This window comes from Curtobacterium sp. VKM Ac-2889, from assembly GCF_015350855.1.
Classification (GTDB): Bacteria; Actinomycetota; Actinomycetes; order Actinomycetales; family Microbacteriaceae; genus Curtobacterium; species Curtobacterium poinsettiae.
The window spans coordinates 566,352-592,335 of the sequence record NZ_JADKSC010000003.1; the positions used below are offsets into that span (position 1 = coordinate 566,352).

The window sequence follows — 25,984 nt, forward strand, 5'->3', positions numbered from 1 at the left end:
TCACCGGGTCGGCCCGATCGGCTCCCGGACGCCCCGACGCTTCGCCCACCAGCAGGCCGCCGCACGGTCGGCCGACCCCGCCCCCGCACAGGTGCTCGGCCCCGCTCCCGCCCGGTCGTTCGACACCGTGCTGCACGCCGCGGCGTCCCCCGCCGACGCGACCACGGTCGTGACCGCGCCGACCCCGGTGCCGCGGTGTGGTGGCGGGGGCGATGCGTGCCTCCCGACCGAGCTGCTGGAACAGCCCGTGCCCGGAGCCGCCGCACCGGAGCCGCGCCGTGCACTCGGCGTGACCGCCGGGGCGGGGCTCGGTGCCGTCGCCGGCATCGCGACGATCGGTCTGGCCGCCTGGTGGTTCACCGCGCCGTCGACCGTGCACGGCGTCGGCGTGGTGCTCGGACTGCTCGCGCTGGTGGTCTCGATCGTGGCGCTGCGCGACCGGACGTCCACGCGGCAGCGGCCGGTCGCGCTGCTCGGCGCCGTGCTCGGTGGTGTCGGCACCGTCGTGCTGCTGTGGGCGGTCGCCGCGGCGCTGCTGCCGCTCGCGGGGGTGACGCTGCCGGACGTCACCGGAACCGGCGTGACCCCGACGCTCGCACCGTAGCGCCGCGACCGCTCAGACGCCGGCGTCTCGGTGCGACGCCCCGGGGACGTCGAGACGCCCCCGAAAGCCGCGGCGTATCGATGACTCTGCGGCGTCGACGGAACACGCCGGCGTCTCGCAGCACGCACCGGGGGCGACGCACCGGCGTCTGAGCGCTGGCGGACGCACGCCGCGACCGCTCAGACGGCGCGGACGACCCCGCGCGACAGGATCGCGTTCGTCAGGGCGTCGATCGGCTCCCGCTGCACCGTCGGGTTCGCGATGAGGACGTAGTCGACCGCGGGCAGGTCGGGCAGCCCGAGCCGCTGCGACACCTTCACCAGGTCCGCCGGGATGAGCGAGTGCGGGAACACCGCGACGCCGATGCCCGCGCGCACCGCGGCCAGCACCCCGTTCACGTCGCGGGTGTTGCAGGTGATCCGCCAGGTGCGGCCGGCGGCCTCGAGCGCGTCGATCGCCATCTGCCGGCTGATGCTCGGCGCCTGGTACGCGATGAGCGGCACGGGTTCGCCGGGTTCCAGGGCGATGCCGTCCTGCGCCATCCACACCATCTGGTCGGTGGCGACCCGGGTGCCCTCGGCCGACTCCCCCGCCGTCTGCTTGATGAACACCAGGTCGAGCTGACCGGCGTGCACCCGCCGGAGCAGCGGCGACGACTGGTTCACCGTGAGCTCGAGGTTCACCTGCGGGTGCAGCCGTCGGAAGTCCCGCAGGATCCGGGGCAGCTGGGTGATGGCGAGGTCGTCCGCAGCGCCGAACCGGAGCCGTCCGCGTGTGGCCGCGCCGGAGAAGTAGGCGTCGGCGGTGGCGTGTGCGGCGAGGATCGTCCGCGCGAACCCCGCCATCGCGTCCCCGTTGTCGGTGAGCGCGACGCCCCGGGTGTCCCGGGCGACCAGGGTGCGTGCCACCGCGGTCTCCAGACGCCGGACGTGCTGCGACACCGTCGGCTGGCTGATGCCGAGCCGGGTGCCGGCCTGCGTGAAGCTGCCGGTCTCCGCCACGGCAAGGAACGTCTGCAACAGGACCGGATCGAGCACAGGGCACCTCGTTCGTCCGCGCGGGCGTTCGAGCTGTCGTTCGAGCAGCCATCCATGCGGGCATTCGCGCGGTCATTCGACATCGCAATGGACTGATAGCCACCATAGGGGTATCGAATGGCTCGGCACCACGTAGTTTCGTTGGGGTACCAGATCCACACCGACGTCCGGAGAACCCCGCACCGTGAGCGCGTCACCGACGACCCTCCCCCCGCCCACCGAACCGCTCCCGATCCAGGCCACGCGACCGCCGTGGCGCCACACGCTCATCGCCCTGTCCGTGCCGAACTTCCGGCTGTTCACGGCGACGAACCTGGTCGCGATGACCGCCGGCTGGATGCAGCGCATCGCCCAGGACTGGCTCGTGCTGCAGCTGACCGGCTCGGTCGCGCAGGTCGGCATCACGGTCGCCTGCCAGTTCGCGCCGATGCTGCTGTTCGGGCTGCTCGGCGGCGTGCTGGTCGACCGGTTCTCGAAGCGCGCGCTCATGATGATCACGCAGGGGGTCTTCGCCGTGCTGTCCGCGCTGCTCGCCGTGCTGACGCTCGCCGGCGTCGTCGAGGCGTGGCACATCTGGGTGATCGCGTTCCTGGTGGGCATGGTCACCGTGATCGACAACCCGGCCCGGCAGGTGTTCGTCACCGAGATCGTCGGGCACAAGCACCTGCGGAACGCCATCAGCGTGAACTCGTCGGTGTTCCAGCTCGGCGGCATGATCGGTCCGGCCCTGTCGGGGGCACTGCTCGTCGCGGTCGGTGCCGGCTGGTCGTTCGGCGTGAACGCGATCGCCTGCGTCGCCGTCGTCGTGACGCTCGGGTTCCTGAAGGTCTCCGAACTGCACCGCACACCCCCGGCGCCGCGGGGCAAGGGGCAGCTCGTGGAGGGCCTCCGCTACGCCGTCAACAAGCCGACGATCATCGTGCCGGTGATCCTCGTGGCGTTCTTCTCGGTGTTCGCGTTGACGATGCCGGTGCTGCTGTCCGCCTTCGCGTCACAGGTGTACGACGTCGGCGCCGGTGGCTACGGGGTGTTCAACTCCGCCGTCGCGATCGGCGCCCTGGTCGGCGCGCTGCTGTCCACCCGTCGGGCCGTCGTGCGGCTCCGCACCATCGTCGGCGGGGTGTTCTGGACGGGCGTGCTGCTCGTCGTGTCGGGGTCGATCCCCGCGATCGCGCCGTTCACCGTCGCGCTCGTGGCCGTGGGGATGTCGCAGCTGCTGTTCCAGACCGCGTCGAACTCGCTCGTGCAGCTGTCGTCGAACGTGGCGATCCGCGGCCGGGTGATGTCGCTCTACGTCCTGGTGCTGCTCGGTGGACAGGCGATCGGCGGCCCGCTGATGGGCCAGGTCGTCGACCGCTTCGGTGCGCACGTGGGGATGATGGTCGCCGGTGGCGTGCCGGCTGCGGCCGCCGCGGTGATCGCGCTCGTGCTCGCCCGCCGAGGGGGCCTGCACCTGGCGGTGCGGATGCGACACCACCTGCCGGTGCCGGCGATCGTCGCGCACTGACGCGGGACTTCGCGGTGACCACCCGCCGGCCTGGAGGCCCGTGGCGGCCCCGCCCCGCGCCTCCCGTCCGCCCCTTGGTCGCGCCAGGCCGTACGCAAAACACCGGTGTCCACGCTCGACGCCGCGGAATCCCGCGGTGTGTTGCGCGAACACCGGTGTCCCTCGAGGGGCAGTGCCTCAGTAGGCGACGCCGAAGCGCGTCTGGTGGTGCGCCGGGGTGACGATCTCGTCGACGAACGCGATCGCGTAGTCGGCGCCGGAGATGTCCGAGTTGCCCTCGGCGTCGGCGAGCAGGACCTCGTCCGAGGCACGGTAGGTGCCGCGGCGCTCGCCCGGGTTGTAGCTGCCGAAGGCCGCGGCGGGGCTCACGTAGAACCAGTCGACCTGGGTGTCCGAGGCGCGGAGGGCGTCGAGGATCTGCGCGTGGCTCTTCGCCTCGCCCTTGAAGGCGTCCGGGAAGCCGTCGGTGTCGAAGAGGCGGGGGCCGTCCTCGGACACGCGCATCGAGCCGGCACCGCCGACGATGCCGAGCCGCGCGCCAGCCGCGGCGGCGGCGTCGACGAAGTGCTGGAACCTGTCCTTCAGCTCGCTGCCGTCGGCCTGCACGGCGTGGAGCGAGACGACGATGACGTCGGCACCCTTGGTGACCTCGGACACGAAGTCGGCGTCGAAACCGTCGCCCTGCGCCAGGGTGAGGCCCTCGGCCGGCTCGAGCTTGCTCGTGTCGCGGGCGACCGCGGTGACGGTGAGGCCGCGGGAGAGGGCCTCGTGGGTGATGGCGGAGCCGGCGTAGCCGGTGCCTCCGAAGACGACGATGTTGGTCATGGTGTTCCCTTCGTGGACGTGCTGGGCGTCGGTGACGTTGACAGTCACCGTACAAGAGTTACTCTCTTTGAGTAAGTAGGCACCTGGCGGTGCGTTTCGGAGGACACCATGTCAGCACTCGAGTACAGCCCCTACGCGGCGGACTGCCCCAGTCGGCAGCTGCTCGACCGCATCGGCGACCGCTGGAGCGTGCTGACGATCGGCGTCCTCGCCGACGGTCCCGCACGGTACTCGGCGGTGGCGGCCCGGGTGCAGGGGGTCTCGCAGAAGATGCTCACCCAGACCCTGCGGGCACTCGAACGCGACGGCATGGTCACGCGCACGGTGTTCCCCGAGATCCCGCCGCACGTGGAGTACGAGCTGACCGATCTCGGACGGTCCCTGCGCACGGTCCTCGTGCCGCTGGAGGACTGGGCGACCTCGCACATGCCCGACGTCGCGGTGGCGCGCGAGGGGTACGACGCGCGCTGAGCTCCGGCGCGCGCTGCGCTCCGGCGCGCTCGGAATCCCCGACGGTGACGCGTGGTTGCCTGGGGACATGCGATCGATCGTCTACACGAAGCCCGGTGCCAGCAACGTCCTCGAACTCGTCGAGCGGGAGATCCCGGAACCCGGCGCGGGCGAGGTCCGCGTCCGCGTCGTCGTCTCCGGCGTCAACCCGACCGACTGGAAGGCCCGCGCCGGCGGCACCTACGGCGACGGCCTGCCCTTCCCCGAGATCACGCCGAACCAGGACGGCGCCGGTGTGGTCGACGCCGTGGGCCCCGGTGTCGAGGGACTGGCCGTCGGTGACCGCGTCTGGCTGTTCATGGCGGCGGCGTCACGGCCGACCGGCACCGCGCAGGAGTACACCGTCGTCCCCGAGTCCCGCGTCGTCACGCTGCCCGACGGCATCTCGTTCGACGTCGGCGCCGCGCTCGGGGTCCCCGCGATGACGGCGCACCGAGCCCTCACCACCCACGAGGACGGCCCCGCCCGACTCGGCCCCGATGCCCTGGACGGCTTCACCGTGCTCGTCGCCGGCGGTGCCGGCGCCGTGGGGCACGCCGCGATCCAGCTCGCCCGCTGGGCCGGAGCGACCGTCATCACGACGATCAGCTCGGACGCGAAGGCAGCGCTGGCGACGGCGGCCGGCGCGCACCACATCGTCAACTACCGCGAGGAGGACGCCGCCGAGCGCATCCGGTCGATCGCGCCCGACGGCGTCGACATCGTCGTCGAGGTCTCGATCCCGCAGAACGCCACACTCGTCGCCGACGTGCTGGCGAACCACGGCGTCGTGTCGATCTACGCGAACAACGGCGGGGACGAGGCGAGCCTGCCGATCCGGCCGAACATGACCGTGAACGCCCGCTACCAGTTCCTGCTGCTCTACACGATCGGTGACGAGGCGCTGTCCGCTGCGGCCGAGGACGTCACCGAGGCGCTGCACGACGGCGTACTGCCGGTCGGCGAGGACGCCGGACTGCCGCTCACCCGGTTCGCGCTCGAGGAGACCGCCCGGGCGCACGACGCGGTCGAGCAGGACACGGTCGGCAAGGTGCTCATCGACGTGACCGAGGCGCCGTAGCCGCGACACCGGATCCCACTCCGGGTCCGGCTCCGGCTCGGCGGACGACGAACGGCTCCCACGCATGCGTGGGAGCCGTTCGTGGTGGACGGTGCGGGAGGGGTCAGCGCCCCAGACGCGCAGCGATGGCAGCGGTGACCCGGATCCGGGCTGCTGCGCGCTCGCGCTCGATGTTGGCGGCGATGACGTCGAGGTCTTCGTAGTCGGCGTCGGTGGTGGTGTCGTTCCAGTTCGGTGAGGAGATCCGGGCACGCCCGAACGACGGCGGAGCAGGGTTCACGGTCGTCATGGGGGCATCGTACGTCGAGCGTCCGACAGAGCGTGTGAGCATCACGGGCCTTTCCTTGGATTGCGGTCGCGCTCGGGGAACGAGTAGGTCAGCGAGAACGCGACGGCCATGAACGACGCCATCATCGCGATGTTCTTGGCGTCGAGTTCGGTGAAGGCGTCGGGCACCGGGGAGTCGACGGTGAGCATGCCGAACGAGTACTGGTCGGACCGGATCACCACCGACACGTACGAGGAGTACCGCGGTTCGAAGCCCGGCACGTCCTGGTCGACGTCGACGTCGGCGGAGCGGTCGCCGACGATCCGGGGTGATCCCCCGACCAACACCCACTCGAGGTTGCGGTCGCCGTAGGGCGTGCCCGCGCGGAAGACACCGGCGGTGTCGCCGGCGCCGGCGTGACCGATCGGCTCGAGCGCCCGCAGATCGGTGGACAGCTGGTAGACGTTGGCGCGGACGTCGGGCACCTTCGGCAGCAGGTAGAACGCCAGGGCCACGGCGACGCGGTCGGCGACGACGGAGAGTTCGCCGTGGCGCTCGGACCGGCGCAGTTCGGTGAACCGGACGAGCCGGGTGGCGATCTGACCGAACGCGTATCGGACGGCCGTCGACTGCTCGAGCTCCGCCGCGGTGGCGTTGTCCTCGGCCACCGAGCGCGCGGCGTCGCTGCGCCGGGTCCGGACCACCTGCACCGTCACCGCGGCGACGAGCACGACGAGCCCGAACGCGACGAGCGAGAGTCGGACCGCCGGGGCGACGAACAGGTTGGGCAGCTGGAACGCGGCGGTGGGCGCAGCAGCCACCACGATCGGCCACACGACCGTGCCGACCCGTCCTGAACGCTGATGCCCCATGACGACGACGCTAGGTCACGCCACCGACTCGGACGGAGTTGTCCACAGGTCGGTTCTCCACAGGATCCGACGGCCTCCACCAGCCCGTCGCACGCAGCTGGTAAGCAGGACCCATGACCGACGTCAGCACGCCCGTTCCCGGATCCAGAGCCCTCGTCCTCGGTGGCGGAGGTGTCGCCGGCATCGCCTGGGAAGTCGGCGTCCTCGTCGCCCTGCAGGAAGCCGGCGTCGACCTCGACGCCGCTGACCTGGTCGTCGGCACGAGCGCCGGCAGCGTCGTCGGCGCCTTCGTCCGGAACGGTGCCGTCCAGCAGGCCCACGACCAGCAGCACAGCCCGGCCCCCACGACCTACGAAGAGCCGGCACCGATCGACGTCGAAGCCGTGCAGCAGCACATCGGCGCAGCACTGCAGGGCGCGACCGACGAACAGGACGCCCGCGCTCGACTCGGCCAGGCCGCCCAGCAGGTCGTCGGCGGGCAGAGCGACGACGAGCGCATCGTGACCTTCGGCGAGACGCTCCCGTCCACCGAGTGGCCGGAGAAGCCCCTCGCCGTCACCGCGGTCGACGCCACCGACGGCACCTTCCGCCTGCTGACCGCAGCGGACGGCGTCCCGCTCCCCCGCGCGGTCGCCGCCAGCTGCTCGGTGCCCTTCGTGTGGACCCCCGTCAGCATCGACGGCCGCCCCTACGTCGACGGCGGTGTCCGCTCCGGCACCAACGCCGATGCCGCCGCCGGGTACGAGCGGGTCCTCGTCATCGCCTGCGGACCCGAAGGGCCGTCTCCGTGCGGACCCTGGCTCGACGTCGCGGTCGAGGCCCTGCGCGCCGGTGGCTCGTCGGTCGAGGTCGTCGTGGCCGACAGCGCGTCCCAGCAGGCCTTCGGCACGAACTCGCTCTCGCTCGCCACCCAGGCGCCGTCGGCCGAGGCCGGCCACGCCCAGGGCACCGCGGTCGCCGAGCAGATCGCCGCCTTCTGGGCCGAGGACCTGGCGAGCGTGCACGCATGAGCGCCCCGTTCTCCGACCTCGACCAGTACATCGCGCTCCCCCGCGTCGACGGCATCGACGTCAGTCCGGACGGCACTCGCGTCGCCCTGACGGTCAGTGCACTCGATCCGGACGGCACCGGTTCCCGCCGGTCCATCTGGCAGGTGCCCACGTCGTCGACCGACGACAGCCGGTCCGCTGCGCGCCCGGTCCGCCTCACCCGTTCCGCCAAGGGCGAGGGCGGCATCGCCTTCACCCGCACCGGCGACCTGCTCTTCGTCTCCGCCCGGCCAGACGCGGACGCCAGCGACCTCGAGGCGGCGCAGCTCTGGGTGCTGCCCGCCGCGGGTGGCGAGGCCCGCCCGCTCACCCGTCTCGCCGGGGGTGTCGGTGGCGTCCTGGCCACCGCGTCGTCGTCGGACGTCGTCGCGCTGACCGCCGACCTGCTGCCGGGGGCCGGTTCCGACCCGTCGACGGTGCTCGAGGCCGACGCCGGGCTCCGGAAGACCCGCAAGGACAAGCACGTCCGCGCGATCCTGCACGAGACCTACCCGGTGCGGTACTGGGACCACGACCTTGGTCCGGCCCAGACCCATGTCCTGACGCTCGACACGGCCGGCGGCGCGGACGAAGTCGCTCAGCCCGTGGACCGCACGCCGTCCCCCGGCCGCTCCCTCGACCACGTCAGCGGAGCGCTCACCCCCGACGGATCGGTCCTGCTGGCAGCCGTGGGCGTCCGGGAGGCCCGTGGACACCGCTCGACGCTCGTCACCATCGACCTGTCCAGCGGCCACCGCACGGTGCTGTTCGACGACGTCGACGTCGACCACGAGATGCCGGCGCTCAGCCACGACGGTCGGACGATCGCCTGGGTCCGCACCGTCCGCTCCACCCCGGCCGGTGCGAACCAGCAGGAGGTCTGGACGGCCGGCATCGACGGCTCCGACGCCCGCCGCATCGCGGCCGACTGGGACCGTTGGCCAAGCGAGCTCGTGTTCGAGCACGGCGACGGGGCGCTCCTGGCGGTCGCCGACCAGGACGGCCGCGCGCCGGTCTTCCGCATCCCGCTCGACGGCGGCGCCGTCGAGCAGCTGACGCACGACGACTGGGCGTACTCGAGCCTGCGCGTGGCGGAGGCGACGGGCGTGGTCGTGGCGCTCCGGGCTTCCTGGGCGGCGCCGCTGCACCCCGTGCGGATCGCGACGGACGGTACGGTGACCGCGCTGGCGACGCCGGCGCCCCTGCCGGACGTGCCCGCCCACCTGGAAGAGGTCGAGACGACCGCTGCCGACGGTGCCCGTGTGCGCGGCTGGCTGGTCGTACCCGAAGGCGACGGGCCGCACCCGCTCGTCCTGTGGATCCACGGTGGGCCGCTCAACTCCTGGAACCAGTGGTCGTGGCGGTGGAACCCGATGCTGCTCGCGGCACGCGGGTACGCCGTGCTGCTGCCGGACCCCGCGCTGTCCACCGGTTACGGGCTCGACTTCGTGAACCGCGGCTGGAACGCCTGGGGGCAGGCGCCGTACACCGACCTGATGGCGATCACCGACGTGGTCGAGGCCCGAGCCGACATCGACGCCTCCCGCACCGCGGCGATGGGCGGGTCGTTCGGCGGGTACATGGCGAACTGGGTCGCCGGGCACACCGACCGGTTCCGGGCGATCGTCACCCACGCCAGCCTGTGGGCGCTCGACCAGTTCAACGGCACGACGGACTCGTCGCAGTACTGGTCGTCGATCTTCGACGCCGACGGGATCGCGGCGAACGACCCGCACCGGTTCGTGGGCGACATCACGTCACCGATGCTCGTCATCCACGGTGACAAGGACTACCGGGTGCCGATCGGCGAGGGGCTGCGGCTGTGGTCCGAGCTCGCGGAGCACCACGCGGCGCCGGACGGCTCGATGCCGCACCGGTTCCTGTACTTCCCGGACGAGAACCACTGGGTGCTCTCCCCGCAGCACGCCGTGGTCTGGTACGAGACGGTGTTCGCGTTCCTCGGGCAGCACGTGCTCGACCAGGAGTGGGAGCGACCCGAGCTGCTCGGCTGAGCGACACGTCCGGACCGAAGGAGCAGCCGCCGACGATCCCTGCCCGCGCCGCGACCACGGCTCAGAGGGCTTCGAGCACGTCGAGCGCCCGCTCGACCCCGTGCTCTGCCCGCATCCGCCGCCCCACGTCGGCGGCACGGTCGCGGCGGGTCAGGGCATCGCGCATCGCGGGTTCGAGCGTGCCCACCGACAGGCGACGCAGCGGAACCGGAGCGGCGGCCACGCCCTGTCGGTGCAGCTGCGCGGCCCAGAACGGCTGGTCCGCGGTGACGGGCACGACGACCGCGGGCACGCCGGCGCGGGCAACGGCGTGCGCGGTACCGGCCCCGCCGTGGTGCAGGGCGAGCGTCGCGCCCGGCAGCACCGCGTCGAACGGCGTCGACCCCACCGCCAGCACGTCGGGGCCACGGAGCGCAGCCGGCAGCGCGAGGCCGCCCGCCCCGGTGACGAGCAGCACCCGGAGGCCGTGGGAACGGGCAGCCGTGACGATCGCAGACCCTCGAGCCGCTGCGTCCCGCGCCGTCCCCGTCGCCATGGACCCGAACGAGGCGACGATGAAGCGACCGGCCCGCAGGAAGTCGCCGACCTCGGGGTCGAGTGACGCCGACGGTGTCGCCTCGTACCAGGCCCCCGTCTGGTGCACCCGCTCGGGCCAGTCGTCGGGCCGCGGGAGCAACGCGGGACTCACAGCCATGAGCGTCGCACGCGACGGCGACCGCCGCGCGGGACGACGGCCGCCCGGCAACTCGGCGGCGGCGCGCACCACGTCGGCGTCGAAGAGACGGGCGACGGCGCGGGGGACGGCGTAGGTGGACCGGTTGCGCGGGCCGAGGTCTCGGGTCGCCGTCGGGCCTCCGGCGGCGGGGAAGCGCTCGCTCGGGGTCGCCACGGGTGCGAACTCCACCAGCACGCGGGGGACGCCGAGCGCGTCCGCCACCATCGGAGCGCTCAGGATCAGCGGGTGGTGCACCACCACGCCGGGGCCGAAGTCGACGCTCTCCCGCACCGCGGCCGCGAGCATCCGGCGCATCGCAGGACGCACCTCGGTGCGCAGGTGGTGCGCGAGCACTCGAGGGGTGCGCCGGACGGGGAACAGCACCCGGTGCGCGTCCAGGCCGAGGCGCACGGTGTCGACACCGTCAGGCGCGACCGCGTCGTCCGGCAGCGCCAGCCGCACCTGGTGTCCGCGGGACAGGGCACGTCGTGCCAGTGCGGCGAAGGGCTCGACGTCGCCGCGGGTGCCGGCGGTGAGCAGCATCATGCGCATCCGACCAGTGTGGCGGGGAAGCCGGCGCCCGGCGTCACCGTCGGCCGGGTACGCTCGGGCCCGTGACTGACGGACTCGAGCGGATCCCGCGAACCGCGCTGTCCGGGATCGGACCGGCCGTGCGCCGGCTCCTGCTCATCTCGCGACCGGTGCTGTGGATCAACACCATCGGCTCCGGGCTCGTTGCCGTGTGGCTCACCGGCGCGCTGTTCGACGTGCGGGCGTTGCCGCTCATCCTGTGGCTCACCCTGCCGTTCAACCTGCTCATCTACGGCGTCAACGACATCTACGACCAGGACACCGACGCGGCCAATCCCCGCAAGGGGTCGATCGAGGGTGCCAGGATCCGACAGTCCGAGGTGCGACTGATCGCCTGGGCCGTCGCGGTCGTGAACGTCCCGTTCCTCGTCTACTTCTCCATCGCACTGCCGCCGCTCGCGAACGCGGTGATCCTGCTCTACGCGGGTGTCTTCGTCTTCTACTCCGCACCGCCGCTGCGGTTCAAGGCGCGGCCGTTCCTCGACTCGCTGAGCAACGCCGCGTACGCGCTGCCGCTGGTCATCGTCCCCGCGGCGCTCTCGGTCACCCCGGTGTGGCCGGCTGCCCTCGGCCTGATGGCGTGGAGCGTGGCCAAGCACGCCTTCGACGCGGTGCAGGACATCGAGGAGGACCGCCGTGCGGGCATCACCACCACCGCGGTCCGGCTCGGCGCGCGCGGGACGGCATGGTGGAGCGGGTCCTGGTGGATCGCCTCGACGGCACTCTTCGCCGTGGTGAGCGTGCCCGTGGCCGCAGTCAACCTGCTCATCGCCGGCATCCTGGTGGTGTCCCTGCTGCGTGATCCGACGCCGGAGACCGGTCACCGCCTGTACCGTCTGTCGGTCGCCTTCCCGTACATCGCGGGGTCGTTCGTCGGGGTGCTCCTCATGGTGTCGATCGTGTTGGGAGGCCGCTCGTGAGCCGCATCGTCGTGGTCGGGGGCGGGATCGGCGGCCTGACCGCCGCCGCGCTGCTCGCACGTGCTGGCCATCGGGTCACCCTGCTCGAATCCTCCGCAGAGCTCGGCGGCAAGAGCCGGCGCATCCACCTGGGTGCGGACCGGATCGACACCGGCCCGTCGTTGATGACGTTCCCCGCCGTGTGGGACGAGTTGCTGCGGCGACTCGGCGACGGCGCGGACGCGGGCGCACCCGAGCGCACTCGCGATGCCGGTCACCTCGACCTGGTGCGGATGCCCGAGGTCGGTCGCTACTACCACGACGGCGAGGAGACCTCGCTGCCGGTGGCGCCCGACCACCCGTGGTACCCCGCCTGGCGCCGGTTCTCGGACCTGCACGCACCCCTCGCCGACGACGTGACCGAGCTGCTGCTCGCCGACCCCCTCGACCGCGCGGCCCTCCCGGCGCTCCGTCGGCTCCTGGCCGTCTACGGTTCGCGACTCACGACGCGCGCCTACCTGGACGGCTTGCAGTGGCTGCCGGACGGGCTGCGCGAGATCATCGCGATCCACACCCTCAACGCGGGCGTCTCGCCGGCACGCACCCCGGCCCTCTACGCGAGCATGCCGGCGATCATGGCGGAGACCGGTGCCTGGGTGCCGCGCGGCGGGATCTACGAGATCGTGCTCGCGCTGGCCCGGCTGGCCGAGGCCGCCGGAGCCGAGGTGCGCACCGGCGAGGCCGTCACCCGCATCGAGCGCGGGTGGGTCACCACCGAGGTCGGGCGGTACCCGGCCGACCTCGTCGTCAGCGCCGTGGACGCCGACCGACTCACCACACTGACGGGCCCGTCGCGGATCCCACCGCTCCCCCGTCTGCGTCCGCGCACCCTCTCCTGCTCGGCCGTCGCGGTGTACGGCGTCCTCCGCCAGGAGTTGCCGGCGGACCTCGCGGCGCACAGCGTGGTGCTCCCGACGAAGCCGGCGGCACTGCACCGCAGCCTGGAGGCCGGCGACGAGCCGGCGGACACCATGGTGTTCGTCAACCAGTACCGCGCGGGTGAGGTGTACCCGAACGGGCGCAGCACCGCAGGGATCCTGCTCACCGCGCCCGCCGACGGCGGTCACTACACGGCGGAGCACCCCTTCGTGCGGCGCGAGGTCGACCGTGTCTCCCGCGCGATGGGACTCGACGGGCCCCTCACCGACCTGCTCGACGAGCAGGTCGTGCTCGATCCGCAGTACTACGGCGAGGGCGGCGAACCACACGGGGCGCTCTACGGAGCGGCACGCCCGCCGTGGCTGAGCGGGCCGTTCCACAGTCCCTCGTACAACGACCCCTGGCGGCCCTGGCTGTGGCGGGTCGGTGCGTCGGTCCACCCCGGCGGCGGCGTCCCGGCGGTGGTGGGTGGCGCGATGATCGCGGTGAACCGGCTGCTCAAGTCGACACCGGCCTGACACGAACGAGCGAACCGGCGAACCGGCGAACCGCTCCACACCAGCCGGGCAGTTACACGAACGCGGCCTGCCCGGTGATCGCCCGGCCGACGATCAGGGTGTTCACCTCGCGCGTGCCCTCGTACGAGTAGATCGCCTCGGCATCGGAGAAGAACCGAGCGACGCCCTTGTCGAGCACGATGCCGTTGCCGCCCTGCACCTCGCGGCACCAGGCGACGGTCTCGCGCATCTTCGAAGTGGCGAACGCCTTGGCCATCGCGGAGTGCTCGTCGCCACCGACCCCGGCGTCCTGCATGGCCGAGGCCTGCGTGCAGAGTGCGATCGAGGCTGTGATGTTCGACAGCGACTTGACGAGCAGGTCCTGCACGAGCTGGTGCGCGGCGATCGGCTTGCCGAACTGGACCCGCTCGCGGGCGTAGGCCAGGGCGGCCTCGTACGCGCCGATCGCGATGCCGACCGCCTGCCAGGCGACCTCGGTGCGGGTCAGTCGGAGCACCTCGGCGGTCGAGCGGAACGACGTGGCGTTCTGCAGCCGACGCGACTCGGGGACACGGACGTCCCGCATGACGATGTCGGCGTTCTGCACGCCGCGCAGCGCGATCTTGTCCTCGATCTTCGTCGCGGTGAAGCCCGCGGTGTCGGTGGTGACGAGGAAGCCCTTGACCTGGCCGTCGGCGACGTCCTTCGCCCAGATCACGACGACGTCGGCGAAGGTGGCGTTGCCGATCCAGCGCTTCTCGCCGTCGAGCACCCACTCGTCGCCCTCGCGCCGCGCGGTGGTGCGCAGGCCCTTGGCGGAGTCGCTGCCGGAGTACGGCTCGGTGAGTCCGAAGGCCCCGATGAGCTCGCCGGCGGCCATCCGTGGCAGCCACTCCCGCTGCTGCTCGTCACTGCCGGCGACCGCGATGGAGTTCATCGCCAGGCCGGACTGCACACCGATGAAGGTGGCGACGCTGGCGTCGACCCGGCCGAGCTCGAGTGCTGTCCACCCGCGGTAGACGGCCGAGTTCTCGAACCGGCGCACCATCGGGACGCCCGGCCCGTACATGCCGAGCTCGGCGAGCGGCGCGATGACCTGCATCGGGAACTCGGCCCGCGCCCAGTACTCGTCGGCGATCGGCCGGACCTCCTGCTCGAGGTACTGCCGGAGCTGCCCGAGCGACGCACGCTCCTGCTCGGAGAGCTGCTGCTGGAAGCCGTAGAAGTCCGATTCGAGCAGGGCCGTGGCGGGCATGGTCGTTGACATGGGAACCACGATGCATCATTCTCGAAAACGTTGCAAGAGAGGATCGCGTGTACACATCAGACTCTGCGCTGCGCGCCTTCCGGGAGGCCCGTCACACCTTCATCGCCGGGTCGCGGATCGACATGGGGGCGTTGGCTGCCGCACTCGGCGTCGATCGCACGTCACTGTTCCGCTGGGTCGGCAACCGTGACCGGTTGCTGTCCGAGATCTTGTGGTCCCTCGCCGTCCCGACGCTCGACGGGGCAACCCACGCCGCCGACGAGATCGGAGCGACCGGGGCTGCCCGGCTCGTCGTCGTGCTCGACCGGTTCACCGCGGACCTGATCGACGCCCCGTACTTCCGGGCGTTCCTGACCCGCGAACCGGCTCGGGCGATGCGTCTGCTGACCACCTCGGAGAGCGACGTGCAGAGCCGGTTCGTCGCCCGGGTCACCGCACTCATCGAGCAGCAGGAGTCGTCCGGTACGTTCGATCCGGCACCGTTGTCGGCTGAGGAGCTCGCACGGCTGCTCGTCCGGATCTCCGAGTCGTTCACCTACGCCGAGTTCATCTCCGGTGAGACCCCTGATCCCGACCGGGCACGTGCGGCGTTCGAGTACGTCCTGCGGCCCGACGCGGTGCACGCCACACCCGCACCACCGATCGGAGACCGATGACCATCGACGAGTACCCGTTCCGCCGCTCCTACCCCACCAGGTGGAACGACAACGACATGTTCGGGCACGTCAACAACACGATCTACTACTCGGCGATGGACAACGCGTCGACGTACTGGTTCCGCGAGTTCGCCGGGCTCGACCCGTTCTCGTCGGAGTGGATCGCCGTGCTGGTGTCGTCGAGCTGCCGGTTCGTCGAGTCCGCCGTCTGGCCGGACGTCATCGAGGTCGGGATGCGCTCGAAGCACCTCGGCACCACGAGCCTGTCGTGGGAGTTCGGCCTGTTCCGGCAGTCCGACGGGGCGCTGCTCGCCACGGGTGAGTTCGTGCACGTCATCATCGACCGTGAAGGTGCCCGTCGTCCGATCCCGCTGCCCGCCGAACTCCGCGAGCTCGTCACGGGTTCGATGGTCGCGCAGCAGCCCGCCGTCGCCGACTGAGGACCTCAGCCCTTCAGCGCAGCCAGCTCGAGGTTGATGTCGTCGGGGTCCTGCACGGACAGGATCACCATGCCGGCGTCGCCGAGGTCGGTGACCTCGCCGTGCTCGACCCCTGCGGCGTCGAGGCGTGCAGCCGCCTGGTGCAGCTCGTCGACCGACCCCACGACGAAGCTCACGTGGTCGAGGCCGACGGTGTCAGGGTCGAACGTCTGCCCCGCCGGGGCGACCGGACGGAGCCCGAACACCTGGTCGCCGAGCCGGAACACGGAGCCGCCGTAGAAGCGCTCACGGTCCTCGCGCACGCCGGGCTCGTCGACCTGGTCGCTGAAGTCGATCGCCGGGTCGGTGCCGAGCAGCTGCTGGTAGAACGCCTTGCTGCGGTGGATGTCGGTCACGGTGACACGGACGTGGGCCAGGGCGGTCGGGCGTGCGAACGGCTCGGTCATGGTGGAGCTCCTCAGGGTTGCGCGCCGTGGTTGCGACGCGCACCCGAGGCAACCCTCGGTGCCTCCGAAGCACCCGAGGCCGTGCGGCGACCGGACAGCCGCGCGCACGACGTTCCGCACGCCGCACAACCAGAGCGCCCCCGAATCACGCGATCGCGCGGTTCGGGGGCACTTCGGTCGTGCAAGCGGCGCTGGACCCGAACGCCAGCGCCGCGGTCCGGGGTCAGATCAGGTCGTCGGTCAGGTGGTTCGGCGTGCCGAAGCGGTGCGCCGTGATCGACACCGCCTGCTCGCGGACGAACGGCAGGATCTCGAGCCGCCCGGCCTCGGTCACCGGGCCGCCGTACACCGCGACGTCCGGACGACCACCGACGGCGGAGTACAGCGCCGAGGTGTCCCCACCGATGAGCCGCACGCGGGTCGAGGGACCAGAAGCGACCGAGCTCGCGAAGGCCCCGTCGGACACCGTCTGCGACAGCGAGCGCACGATCGGCAGCGACCGGATCGCCGAGGCGACGGACGACGGCAGCGTCGCGGCCGTGGAGACCTCGATCGTCGTGCCAGCCCGGAGTGCGGCTGCGACGACGCGGACGAGCTCGATCACCGAGGCGTCAGCGTCCGCGTCGGCGACCGCGGCCAGCCGCACCTGCACCGACGGGAACGGCAGGTACCGGGCGATGTTCCGCTCGGCGGAGAGCGCCGAGACGTCCGTCGCGGTGCCGAACAGCGTCGACCAGGCCTGCTCGTCGGACGCCAGCGGGCGGTCGAGCATCGGCGAAGCGACCTCGGCAGCCCGGGCGAACGCCGAGACCGGACCCGACACGGCGACACCGGACGCACCGGCCGCCGGTGCCGGCGTCCACGACCCGAGCCCGAGCAGGTAGTTCAGCCCACCGGCCTTCGTGCCCGCACCGACCGCCGACTTCTTCCACCCGCCGAACGGCTGCCGCCGGACGATGGCGCCCGTGATGCCACGGTTGACGTAGAGGTTGCCCGCCTGGATCCGCGACAGCCACGTGCCGATCTCGGCCGGGTCGAGCGAGTGCAGTCCCGAGGTCAGGCCGTAGTCGACCTCGTTCACGATGTCGATCGCCTCGTCGAGGGAGTCGGCGGTCATCATGCCGAGGATCGGGCCGAAGTACTCGGTGCGGTGGAACTCCGAGCCACGGCGGACGCCCTGTCGGACGCCCGGGCTCCAGAGCTTGCCGGTCTCGTCGAGCTGCTTCGGCTCGACGGCCCAGGACTCCCCCGCGCCGAGCGTCGTCAGGCCGTCGAGCAGCTTGCCCGATGCCGGCTCGATGACCGGGCCCATCTGGGTCGCCGCGTCGGTCGGGTAGCCGACGGTGAGCGACGACACCGCGTCGAGCAGCTGGTTCCGGAAGCGCTTGGACTTGGCGACCGAGCCGACCATGACCACGAGGGACGCAGCCGAGCACTTCTGGCCGGCGTGCCCGAACGCGGACGCGACGACGTCCTTCACGGCGAGGTCGAGGTCGGACGACGGCGTGACGATCACGGCGTTCTTGCCCGAGGTCTCGGCGAGCAGCGGCAGGTCCGGGCGGAACGAGCGGAACAGCTCGGCCGTCTCGTACGCACCGGTGAGGATGACCTGGTCGACCATCGGCGACGCGATGAGCTGCTGCCCGAGGTCGTCCTCGGACACCTGCAGGAACGCGAGCACGTCGGCCGGTGCCCCGTGGGCGTCCAGCGCGGTCTCGATGATCGAGGCGAGCACGGCGCCGGAGCGCTCGGCGGGCGGCGCGGGCTTCAGGACGACGGCCGACCCGGCGGCCAGTGCGGCGAGGGTGGACCCGGCGGGGATCGCGACGGGGAAGTTCCACGGCGGCGCGACGAGGGTCAGCGCTGCGGGCGTGAAGGTCGCACCGTCGACGTCGTCGAGCGAGGACGCCAGGGTGCCGTAGAAGTGCGCGAAGTCGATCGCCTCGGACACCTCGGGGTCGGCCTGGTCGATGGTCTTGCCGGTCTCCGACGCCATGACCTCGATGAGGGCGGCACGGTTCGCCTCGAGTGCGTCGCCGACGGCGTGCAGCACAGCGCCACGCGCACCACCGGACCAGGTCCCCCAGACCGCACCGGCGGCCTTGGCGCGACCGAGCGCGGAGTCGAGCGCCGTGGCGGAGCCGACCCGGGCCTCCTGGACGGCACGGACGCCGAGCGTCGACGAGGCGACCCGTGCGGTGATGGCGTCGCCCCAGGCGCGGACGGCGCCGACCGAGGGGTCGCTGTCCGGGGTGTTCTCGAAGTGGCCGGGGCCGGGGCGGCCGACGGCGGCGTACCGGTCTGCGACCCGGTGGGATGCCGGCGCTTCGAGCCCCTCGGGCGTCGCGAGCGGCACCAGGGAGGCGCGGAAGCGCTCTTCTTCGCGGGCGAACAGTGGCGGCGACGACACCAGCGAGAAGACGGCGGACATGAAGTTGTCCTGCGACGCGCCTTCTTCGAGACGACGGATCAGGTAGGCGATCGCGACGTCGAACTCGCCCGGGTGGACGACCGGCGTGTAGAGCAGGAGCGAACCGACGGTGTTCTTCACGGCCGATGCCTGCCCCTGCGCCATGCCGAGCAGCATCTCGAACTCGATGCCGTCCCGCACGCCGCGCTCACCGGCGAGCAGCCAGGCGTGGGCGACGTCGAACAGGTTGTGCCCGGCGACACCGACGCGGACGTTGTCGACGCGCGATGGGGTGAGCGCCCAGTCGAGCACCCGCTTGTAGTTGGTGTCCGAGTCCTGCTTGGTGTGCCAGGTGGCGAGCGGCCAACCGTGCACCGAGGCCTCGACCTGCTCCATCGGCAGGTTCGCGCCCTTCACCAGCCGGACCTTGATGCCGGCACCGCCGCGGGCACGGCGGGCGGCGGACCACTCCTGCAGCTCCTGCATCGCGGCGAGCGCGTCGGGCAGGTACGCCTGCAGCACGATGCCGGCTTCGAGGCCCAGGAACTCGGGCTCGTCGAGGAGCTTCGTGAAGACCGCGATGGTGAGGTCGAGGTCCTTGTACTCCTCCATGTCGAGGTTGATGAACTTGGCGGGGCTGGCGGCTGCGGCGCGTTGGAAGAGCGGTCGGAGCTGCTCGACGATGTCGTCGACGGCGTGGTCGAACGCCCACGGGGAGTGCGGGTGCACGGTGGACGACACCTTGATCGAGACGTAGTCGACGTCGTCGCGGGCCAGGAGCTTGTGGGTGCCCTCGAGCCGGCGGGCGGCTTCGCGTTCGCCGAGCACGGCCTCGCCGAGCAGGTTGACGTTGAGGCGGACGCCGTCGCGCTTGATGCCCGCGATCGCCGGGCCGAGCTTGGAGTCGGTGGCGTCGACGATCAGGTGGCCGACCATGTTCCGGAGGACGCGGCGGGCGATGGGGACGACGACATTCGGCAGGACCGGGGCCATGCCGCCGCCGAGCCGGACGAGTCCGCGGAGCGCGGCGGGCAGGAACCCGGGGGCGTCCGGGGCGATCTGGCGGAGCTTGCGGGCGGCGACGGCGAGGTCTTCCGGTCGCACGACGCCGTCGACGAACCCGACGGCGAAGTCGAGGCCGGCGGGGTCGGCGAGCACCCCGGCGAGCTGCTTCGCGGAGCCGTCGACGGGGTACGACTCGGCCTCGGCGAGCCACTGTCGGACGAGCGCGACGGACTGGTCCGCCAGGGCGTCGTGGTCGATGGCGGAGTCCTCGTGCAGCGTCGTCATGGGTTCAGTGTGGAGGTCCGGGATGCGGTAGCGGAAGTGAGCGTTCCTGATGGATACCGTTCAGTTGCGCTACCGTTCCGGTCGCGCTCCGGCTAGCGTCGGACCATGCTCGACGTCCGCCGTCTCGTGCTCCTCCGTGAGCTGTCCATCCGTGGCACGATCGCGGCCGTCGCCGAGGCGGTGAACTTCACCCCGTCGGCGGTCTCGCAGCAGCTCAGCGCCCTGGAGCGGGAGGCCGGTGTGCAGCTGTTCCGCAAGGCCGGCCGACGGCTGCAGCTCACCCCGCAGGCCGAGGTGCTGGTCACCGCGGCGGGCCAGGTGCTCGACGTCCTCGAGCACGCGCAGTCCCAGGTCGAGGAGACCCTGTCGTCCGTGCAGGGCCGGGTGCGGGTTGCCGTGTTCCAGTCCGCGGCCCTGGCCCTGATGCCGAGCGCCCTGCACGAGATGGCGACGGAGCACCCCGACGTCCGGGTCGAGATGGTGCAGCGGGAGCCGGAGACCGCACTGAACGAGACATGGGCTCGTGACTTCGACATGGTGATCGCCGAGCAGTACCCGGCACATGCCGCACCGCACCTGCCCGGGCTCGACCGATCGGACCTGACGACCGACGCGGTGCGGCTCGCCCTGCCCCCGCTCGACACCGCGCTGCGCCCGGTGTCGTCGCTCGAGGACGCGCGCACCATGCCCTGGGTGATGGAGCCCCGCGGCACCGCGTCGCGGCACTTCGCCGAGCAGGTCTGTCGGCGCTGGGGTTTCGAGCCAGACGTCCGGTACGAGACCGCCGACCTGCAGACGCAGATCCGCCTGGTCGAGTCCGGCAACGCGGTGAGCCTGATGCCGGACCTGATGTGGACCGGCCGGACGACGACCTGTCGACTGCTCGAGCTGCCGGAGGGTCCGCGACGGACGATCTTCACGGTGGTCCGCGCCGCTGGCGCGTCGTCGCCAGCGGTGCGTGCTCTCCGCGCCGCGCTCGAACGTGCCGCGTCCGTCGTCGGAGCGTGACACGGCGGTCTGGAGGCGCGGCTCGGGTCGGCACGACGGCTGCGGAGCTCCGTTGCCGTCGTGATCATTCTGTGATCGAGCGATCGTCAGGACTGGCCAGCGGGCGACATTCCCTGAGTAGAGGACGCTGATCCGGCGTCCCGTCCAGGCATCCGAGGGGGATCCCGTGAACCAGTCCTGCAAGTACACCTTCCGCCGCAGCGCGGCGATCGGAGCGGCGATCGCGATCGTCACCGCTTCGTCGGCGTTCGGCATCGGGGCGAGCGCCGCCTCCGCAGCGACCGACGAGACCGCTGCGCCGAGCACCACCGCGACGTCGGCTCCGCAGGGCACGACCGCCGCGGGCACCGCGCCGACGCCCCCCGCCGCCGCAGAACAGCCCGCCCCCGAGGCATCGACACCCGTCACCTGGGCGGAGCCGTCGAGCAAGGACGCGCCGATCGTCCTCACCGTGACCGCCGGCCAGCCGTTCTCGCACACCTTCACCGCCCAGGGCGGCGACGGCCCGTTGGAGTACCTGTTCAACCCGTTGAACTTCGACCCGACCAACGACGTCAACGGCTGGTCCTGGAACGAGCAGACCGGTGTCCTGAGCGCCACCCCGAAGAGCACGTTCGACGGACCCGCACTGTTCCAGGTCACCGCGACCGACCTGCACCAGACCGCCGTGCAGTACGTCCAGGTCGACATCGAGCCCGGCGCCCCGGTGGGTGTCACGTTCGGCGTCGACAGCTCGGACTCCGACGTCAGCTGGCAGGTCGACGCCGACGGGACGATCCGGGAGTACGCGCCGGGTGGCACCGGTGACACCGTGGTGTCGGAGGTCCCCGCCACGGTCGGCTCCTCGATGACCCTCGCGGGGCTGGCCGTCGACGCGCTGGGCAACCGCACCACCCCGGGCGACGAGTACCCGCGCTCGACCGTCACGAGCACCACCGCGTCCGACGGCGTGGTCTGGGACCCGAACTGGTCGGCGAACACGGTGACGTTCTTGGAGCCGGGCACCCGCACACTGACGGTGTCCGAGGGCGGCGTCTCGACCTCGTTCACGGTCCGCGTCCCCGAGGCCCCCGCTGCCGTCGCCGGCATCACCATCGGGGTGCTCCCCGCGGACGGGACCTCCGGCGACCGGTGGGGCGTCGATGGCGACGTGATCACCTACTACCCGGCGGACGGCGACCCGCAGCAGGTCGACGCGATCCCGGCCCGACAGGGTGACCGGGTGCAGATCCGCGCCCTGGCCGTGGACGCCGACGGGCAGCCGGTCGGCGACCACACCGACCTCACCTTCACGAGCGACGTGGCCAGTGACCGCACCGAGTACGACCCCGAGGCTGTGGCCACGTGGGTGACCTTCGAGCACGCGTCGCCGCACACGATCACCGTCGCGTCCGGAGACGTGACGAGCACCATCCGCTTCGAGGTGCAGCCGACGGCGACGACCACGGTCACGACCACCCACACGCCGACCGCGTCGGGCACCCTCGCGTACACCGGTGCCGACGAGTCCGGCCCGCTCGCGTGGGCCCTCGGTCTCCTGGCATCGGGCGCCGGCCTGCTCGTCTGGCGCCTGCGTCGCCGACTCGGCTGAGGCACGTCACGGCAACCGCCTGACGGACCGGAGGTGCGCGGCGAGACCGCCCCGCACCTCCGGCCCGTCGTCGCGCGTTTCTGTGAAAAACCCCAGATGAGAGCCGGTAGTACCGAGACGAAACCGTGATCTCCGGCAGGGGTCGGAACGGGTCCGTGAACCGTAACGTCAGCACAGAGGAGCGCGCGGGCACCGCGTGCTCACCACCAGACTCCCGAGGGGGAACCATGCACCAGTCCACCAAGCCGCCCGTCCGCCGCGCGGCGACGATCGGCATCGTCGTCGCGGCGACCGCCATCGGCTCGGTCATCGGCGTCAGCGCGCCCGCGACGGCGGCGACGCCGACGCGGACGACGACACCGACGAGCACCACGGCGACCGCGACACCGGGTGCCAGCCTGACGCACGCCGCCAGCCCCGCCGCGAAGGCCACGGACAGCGCCACCCCGGCGGCAGCACCGGGTGACGGCAGCGACCTCGCGTTCACCGAGCCGTCGACCCAGGCCGCCCCGATCGCCCTCACCGCGACGGTCGGCACGCCGTTCAGTCACACGTTCACCACCACGGGCGGCAACGGCACCGTCGGGTACGCCATCCAGGACGCCCCGTCGGCGGACTACACGGTGAACGTCGAGACCGGCGTGCTGAGCGGCACGCCGACGACCGCCGGCACGTTCGACTTCGAGGTCGTGGCGCTCAGCGGCTCGACACAGGTGACCGAGTACGTCCGCCTGACCGTCTCGCCGTCGCCGGTCGTCTTCACCGAGCCCTCGACGAAGGCGAAGCCGCTCGCCCTCACCGCCACCGCCGGCGCGACGTTCACGCACACGTTCCGCACCACGGGCGGCACGGGTTCGCTGGCGTACGCGATCCAGGACGCACCCTCGTCCGACCTGACCGTCAACGTCGAGACCGGGGTGCTCACCAGCACCGTGACCACCGCTGGCACGTACGACTTCGAGGTCGTCGCCCTCCGCGGCACCGCGACCGCCACGGAGTACGTGCGCCTGACCGTCCTGCCGGCCGCACCCGTCGGGGTCCGCGCGATCGTCGACACCGGCACACCCGGCGCAACGGTCTGGTCGGTCGCACCCGGTGGCGTCATCAGCGCGTTCTCCGGCGGGGGCGACCCCCTCGGCACCGTCAAATCGATCCCCGTCCAGCAGGGCGGCTCGCTGGTGGTGTCCGGCCTCGCCGTCGACCGGTTCGGCAACCCGACCGCGCCGGCTTCCGTGAGCACCGGGTTCGGCGCGACGGTGACGAGCTCGGTCGCGTCGGACAAGATCGCCACCGATCCCCGGGGCGACGCCTCGAAGGTGACGTTCCCGCACGCCTCGGACCACCGCCTCACCATCACCCAGGGCGGCGCCTCGACCACGTTCGTCGTCGCCGTCCGTCCCGTCGCCACGGCCGCGGTCGCGACCACCACGAGCGGCACCCCCGGCACCCTCGCCTACACCGGCGCCGACGAGACCACGCCGTTGGCGTGGGCGCTCGGCCTGCTCGCCGCCGGCGGGGGCCTGCTGGTCCACCGTCTGCGGCGCCGTCGCGCCTGAGACGCGACCGACGAACGGACGGGAGGCCCGGTGCCCGCTGGCACCGGGCCGCCCGTCCGTCCGTCCGCACCGCCGCAGCCGCGCCGCGGCTGCGGAAGTCAGGCGGTTTCCCGCACACACCCCCAACCCGGGTCACATTCCGGTGAATCGTCACAGCCCCAGGACCTGATCCCGCTACGATCCGAGAACGCCGACATTCTCGGCAAATTCACATGATCCGGGCCTGTGGCCCGGACCGATTCCCTGGGGGAACCCGTGCACCGCAGCACCTCCACAGTCCGTCGCGCCTGCGCCGTCGGCACCACCGTCGCCCTGGTCGGCCTGACCACCGGCCTCGGCATCATGACCGCGACGGCCGCCAACGCCGAGACGCTCGACACCACGCAGCCGATCTCGGCCGTCGAGACCCCGGCCCCGGCCGAGGGCAGCGAGACGTCCACGCCGACGGATCCGCCCGCCGACACCACGCCCGAGACCCCGGCTCCCGCCGAGGAGACCCCGGCTGCACCGGCACCGGAGGCCACCGACGAGCCCGTCGCTCCGGAGACCACCGCGCCGACGGCCACCGAGGCGCCGACGCCGACCGAGACCCCGAAGCCGGACGTCACCGCCGAGGCCGCCGACGCCACCGTCGCCATCGAGGGCGCGGCGAAGGTCGGCACCCGACTCGTCGCCGTCGTCACCGGCTTCGACGACGAGGCAGGCTACAAGTACTCGTGGACCGACCAGGACGGCAACGTCCTGTCGAAGGCCGCGAGCTACGTCGTCGACCCCACCGACGTCCGCAAGACCATCACGGTCGCCGTGACGGGCACGCTGCCCGGCGCGACCGAGACGTCGACCGTCACCTCGGCCGCGACCGCGGCCGTGACGCAGACCCCGGCGTTCCTCGGCGCGGACGGCCAGCCCACCAAGGCCGGCGCGACGCAGGACAACCCGCTCGCGCTGAGCACCGTCGCCGGTGACGCCTTCTCGCACACCTTCCGTGCGCAGGGCTTCCCGGAGCCGAAGTACAGCCTCACCTGGTTCTCCGAAGAGGACGCCGACTACGCCGAGGAGTTCCCCGAGGACGAGTCGTCCCCCGAGGAACAGCTCCCCTTCGACCTGACCTTCGACGCCTCGACCGGTGAACTCAGCGGGACCGCCACCTTCGCGATGGACTACGACTTCGCCGTCACCGCGACCAGCGGCACCGAGTCCGTCACGCAGTACGTGTCGATGACCGTCGAGGCCGCAGCCCCGATCGGCGTCATGGTCTACACGACCGACCGCGCTGGCCTCTTCGATGACAGCGACCAGGAACGGACGAGCTGGATCATCGAGCCCGACGGCAGCGTCTTCACGCTCGGTGAGGACGACTTCCAGATCGGCGGCCGTCCGACCATCGAGCAGGGTGGCACGCTCGTGGTCCAGGGCGGTCTCGTGGACCGCTTCGGCAACCCCGAGGGCGGCTTCGACAGCGAGACGCGCGAGCTGCCGACGGTGACGTCGGACATCGCCAGCGACGTCATCGCGCCCGACCCCGAGCTCGGTGACTTCGGCATCGTCGGCGTCACGTTCCCGCACGCGTCGATCCACAACCTGACCGTCGCCGCCGGCGACTTCAGCACGTCGTTCGCCGTCGACGTCCGGCCGACCGTCGCCGCCGGCATCGCCGACCCGACCCCCGTCGCACCCGCAGCGGCCCCGGTCGCCCCGGTCAACACCGGCGGCCAGCTCGCCTACACCGGCTCGGACACCACCGACGCACTGCCGTGGGCCCTCGGCCTGCTGGTCGCCGGTGCCGGCCTGATCGGCGCCCGCTTCGCGCGCCGTCGTCGCGCCCAGCGCTGACACCCGGAGACGTCTCCCGTCCGTCGCGTGCCCGCGCGGCGGACGGGAGGCCCGCCACGGCCCCGCCTGCTCCCCACCGGAGCAGCGGGGCCGTTCCCGCATCAGCACCCGGGTGGGTCCGCG

The 25,984-nt window shown here is 72.0% G+C and carries 22 protein-coding genes; 14 read left to right on the plus strand and 8 right to left on the minus strand.

The genetic code is table 11. The features are described from left to right. Positions 1-91 precede the first annotated feature (91 nt). Positions 92-604, plus strand: a complete 513-nt coding sequence (locus tag ITJ50_RS12830; protein ID WP_194590626.1) for a hypothetical protein — start codon at positions 92-94, stop codon at positions 602-604. 179 nt (positions 605-783) lie between these two features. Here ITJ50_RS12830 and ITJ50_RS12835 read toward each other — a convergent pair whose 3' ends face one another. Continuing rightward, a complete protein-coding gene (locus ITJ50_RS12835; RefSeq protein ID WP_017886578.1) occupies positions 784-1,641 on the minus strand; it encodes a LysR substrate-binding domain-containing protein in 858 nt (285 codons plus the stop codon). A gap of 184 nt (positions 1,642-1,825) precedes the next feature. Here ITJ50_RS12835 and ITJ50_RS12840 point away from each other — a divergent pair, with 184 nt between their 5' ends. Next, entirely contained in the window at positions 1,826-3,148 is a 1,323-nt protein-coding gene (locus tag ITJ50_RS12840; protein ID WP_017886577.1) for an MFS transporter, read from the plus strand. A 177-nt stretch (positions 3,149-3,325) separates the two neighbouring features. On the opposite strand, the gene ITJ50_RS12845 is transcribed toward ITJ50_RS12840, so the two are convergent. Continuing rightward, on the minus strand, positions 3,326-3,973 hold the full coding sequence (locus ITJ50_RS12845; RefSeq protein WP_194590627.1) for an NAD(P)-dependent oxidoreductase: 648 nt from the start codon (positions 3,971-3,973) through the stop codon (positions 3,326-3,328). Between the two features lie 108 nt (positions 3,974-4,081). On the opposite strand from ITJ50_RS12845, the gene ITJ50_RS12850 reads away from it, so the two are divergent. Further along, a complete protein-coding gene (locus ITJ50_RS12850) occupies positions 4,082-4,444 on the plus strand; it encodes a winged helix-turn-helix transcriptional regulator (RefSeq protein WP_017886575.1) in 363 nt (120 codons plus the stop codon). Between the two features lie 67 nt (positions 4,445-4,511). After that, complete coding sequence (locus ITJ50_RS12855; protein WP_159556519.1) at positions 4,512-5,543, plus strand: NADPH:quinone reductase; 1,032 nt, start codon at positions 4,512-4,514, stop codon at positions 5,541-5,543. Positions 5,544-5,646: 103 nt separating this feature from the next. Here ITJ50_RS12855 and ITJ50_RS12860 read toward each other — a convergent pair whose 3' ends face one another. Both ITJ50_RS12860 and ITJ50_RS12865 read right to left on the minus strand, forming a co-directional pair. Next, positions 5,647-5,832, minus strand: coding sequence for a hypothetical protein (locus ITJ50_RS12860; protein ID WP_017886573.1), 186 nt, complete (start codon positions 5,830-5,832; stop codon positions 5,647-5,649). Between the two features lie 41 nt (positions 5,833-5,873). Beyond that, the gene (locus tag ITJ50_RS12865) at positions 5,874-6,683 is read right to left on the minus strand and encodes a GAF domain-containing protein (RefSeq protein ID WP_140447925.1); all 810 of its coding nucleotides are present in this window, start codon (positions 6,681-6,683) and stop codon (positions 5,874-5,876) included. Between the two features lie 113 nt (positions 6,684-6,796). On the opposite strand from ITJ50_RS12865, the gene ITJ50_RS12870 reads away from it, so the two are divergent. Both ITJ50_RS12870 and ITJ50_RS12875 read left to right on the plus strand, forming a co-directional pair. Further along, positions 6,797-7,693, plus strand: coding sequence for a patatin-like phospholipase family protein (locus tag ITJ50_RS12870; RefSeq protein ID WP_071251586.1), 897 nt, complete (start codon positions 6,797-6,799; stop codon positions 7,691-7,693). Continuing rightward, positions 7,690-9,723 (plus strand): alpha/beta fold hydrolase, encoded by a 2,034-nt coding sequence (locus ITJ50_RS12875; protein WP_017886570.1) that lies wholly within the window; start codon positions 7,690-7,692, stop codon positions 9,721-9,723. The genes ITJ50_RS12870 and ITJ50_RS12875 overlap by 4 nt, the downstream gene beginning before the upstream one ends. Before the next feature lie 61 nt (positions 9,724-9,784). Here the strand turns inward: ITJ50_RS12875 and ITJ50_RS12880 are convergent, their stop codons facing one another. Next, positions 9,785-10,990, minus strand: a complete 1,206-nt coding sequence (locus ITJ50_RS12880) for a glycosyltransferase (RefSeq protein ID WP_194590628.1) — start codon at positions 10,988-10,990, stop codon at positions 9,785-9,787. A gap of 62 nt (positions 10,991-11,052) precedes the next feature. On the opposite strand from ITJ50_RS12880, the gene ITJ50_RS12885 reads away from it, so the two are divergent. Then, the gene (locus ITJ50_RS12885) at positions 11,053-11,949 is read left to right on the plus strand and encodes a UbiA family prenyltransferase (RefSeq protein ID WP_017886568.1); all 897 of its coding nucleotides are present in this window, start codon (positions 11,053-11,055) and stop codon (positions 11,947-11,949) included. Next, positions 11,946-13,385 (plus strand): phytoene desaturase family protein, encoded by a 1,440-nt coding sequence (locus ITJ50_RS12890; protein ID WP_194590629.1) that lies wholly within the window; start codon positions 11,946-11,948, stop codon positions 13,383-13,385. Before ITJ50_RS12885 ends, ITJ50_RS12890 begins: the two co-directional genes overlap by 4 nt. Before the next feature lie 52 nt (positions 13,386-13,437). Here ITJ50_RS12890 and ITJ50_RS12895 read toward each other — a convergent pair whose 3' ends face one another. After that, positions 13,438-14,631, minus strand: coding sequence for an acyl-CoA dehydrogenase family protein (locus ITJ50_RS12895; protein WP_416354620.1), 1,194 nt, complete (start codon positions 14,629-14,631; stop codon positions 13,438-13,440). A 47-nt stretch (positions 14,632-14,678) separates the two neighbouring features. Here ITJ50_RS12895 and ITJ50_RS12900 point away from each other — a divergent pair, with 47 nt between their 5' ends. Beyond that, a complete protein-coding gene (locus ITJ50_RS12900; protein WP_017886565.1) occupies positions 14,679-15,287 on the plus strand; it encodes a QsdR family transcriptional regulator in 609 nt (202 codons plus the stop codon). Beyond that, positions 15,284-15,727: an acyl-CoA thioesterase gene (locus ITJ50_RS12905; protein WP_017886564.1), complete on the plus strand. Its 444-nt coding sequence runs from the start codon at positions 15,284-15,286 to the stop codon at positions 15,725-15,727. Before ITJ50_RS12900 ends, ITJ50_RS12905 begins: the two co-directional genes overlap by 4 nt. A gap of 5 nt (positions 15,728-15,732) precedes the next feature. Here ITJ50_RS12905 and ITJ50_RS12910 read toward each other — a convergent pair whose 3' ends face one another. Then, entirely contained in the window at positions 15,733-16,173 is a 441-nt protein-coding gene (locus ITJ50_RS12910) for a VOC family protein (RefSeq protein ID WP_017886563.1), read from the minus strand. Between the two features lie 223 nt (positions 16,174-16,396). After that, positions 16,397-19,873: a proline dehydrogenase family protein gene (locus ITJ50_RS12915; protein ID WP_194590630.1), complete on the minus strand. Its 3,477-nt coding sequence runs from the start codon at positions 19,871-19,873 to the stop codon at positions 16,397-16,399. 105 nt (positions 19,874-19,978) lie between these two features. Here ITJ50_RS12915 and ITJ50_RS12920 point away from each other — a divergent pair, with 105 nt between their 5' ends. The 4 genes from ITJ50_RS12920 to ITJ50_RS12935 all read left to right on the plus strand — a co-directional run bounded on the left by ITJ50_RS12920 (position 19,979) and on the right by ITJ50_RS12935 (position 25,861). Further along, the gene (locus tag ITJ50_RS12920; RefSeq protein ID WP_017886561.1) at positions 19,979-20,881 is read left to right on the plus strand and encodes a LysR substrate-binding domain-containing protein; all 903 of its coding nucleotides are present in this window, start codon (positions 19,979-19,981) and stop codon (positions 20,879-20,881) included. Between the two features lie 166 nt (positions 20,882-21,047). Beyond that, positions 21,048-22,472: a hypothetical protein gene (locus ITJ50_RS12925; RefSeq protein ID WP_194590631.1), complete on the plus strand. Its 1,425-nt coding sequence runs from the start codon at positions 21,048-21,050 to the stop codon at positions 22,470-22,472. 227 nt (positions 22,473-22,699) lie between these two features. Next, entirely contained in the window at positions 22,700-24,028 is a 1,329-nt protein-coding gene (locus ITJ50_RS12930; RefSeq protein WP_194590632.1) for a hypothetical protein, read from the plus strand. 255 nt (positions 24,029-24,283) lie between these two features. Continuing rightward, the gene (locus ITJ50_RS12935) at positions 24,284-25,861 is read left to right on the plus strand and encodes a hypothetical protein (RefSeq protein WP_017886559.1); all 1,578 of its coding nucleotides are present in this window, start codon (positions 24,284-24,286) and stop codon (positions 25,859-25,861) included. Positions 25,862-25,984: the final 123 nt, after the last annotated feature.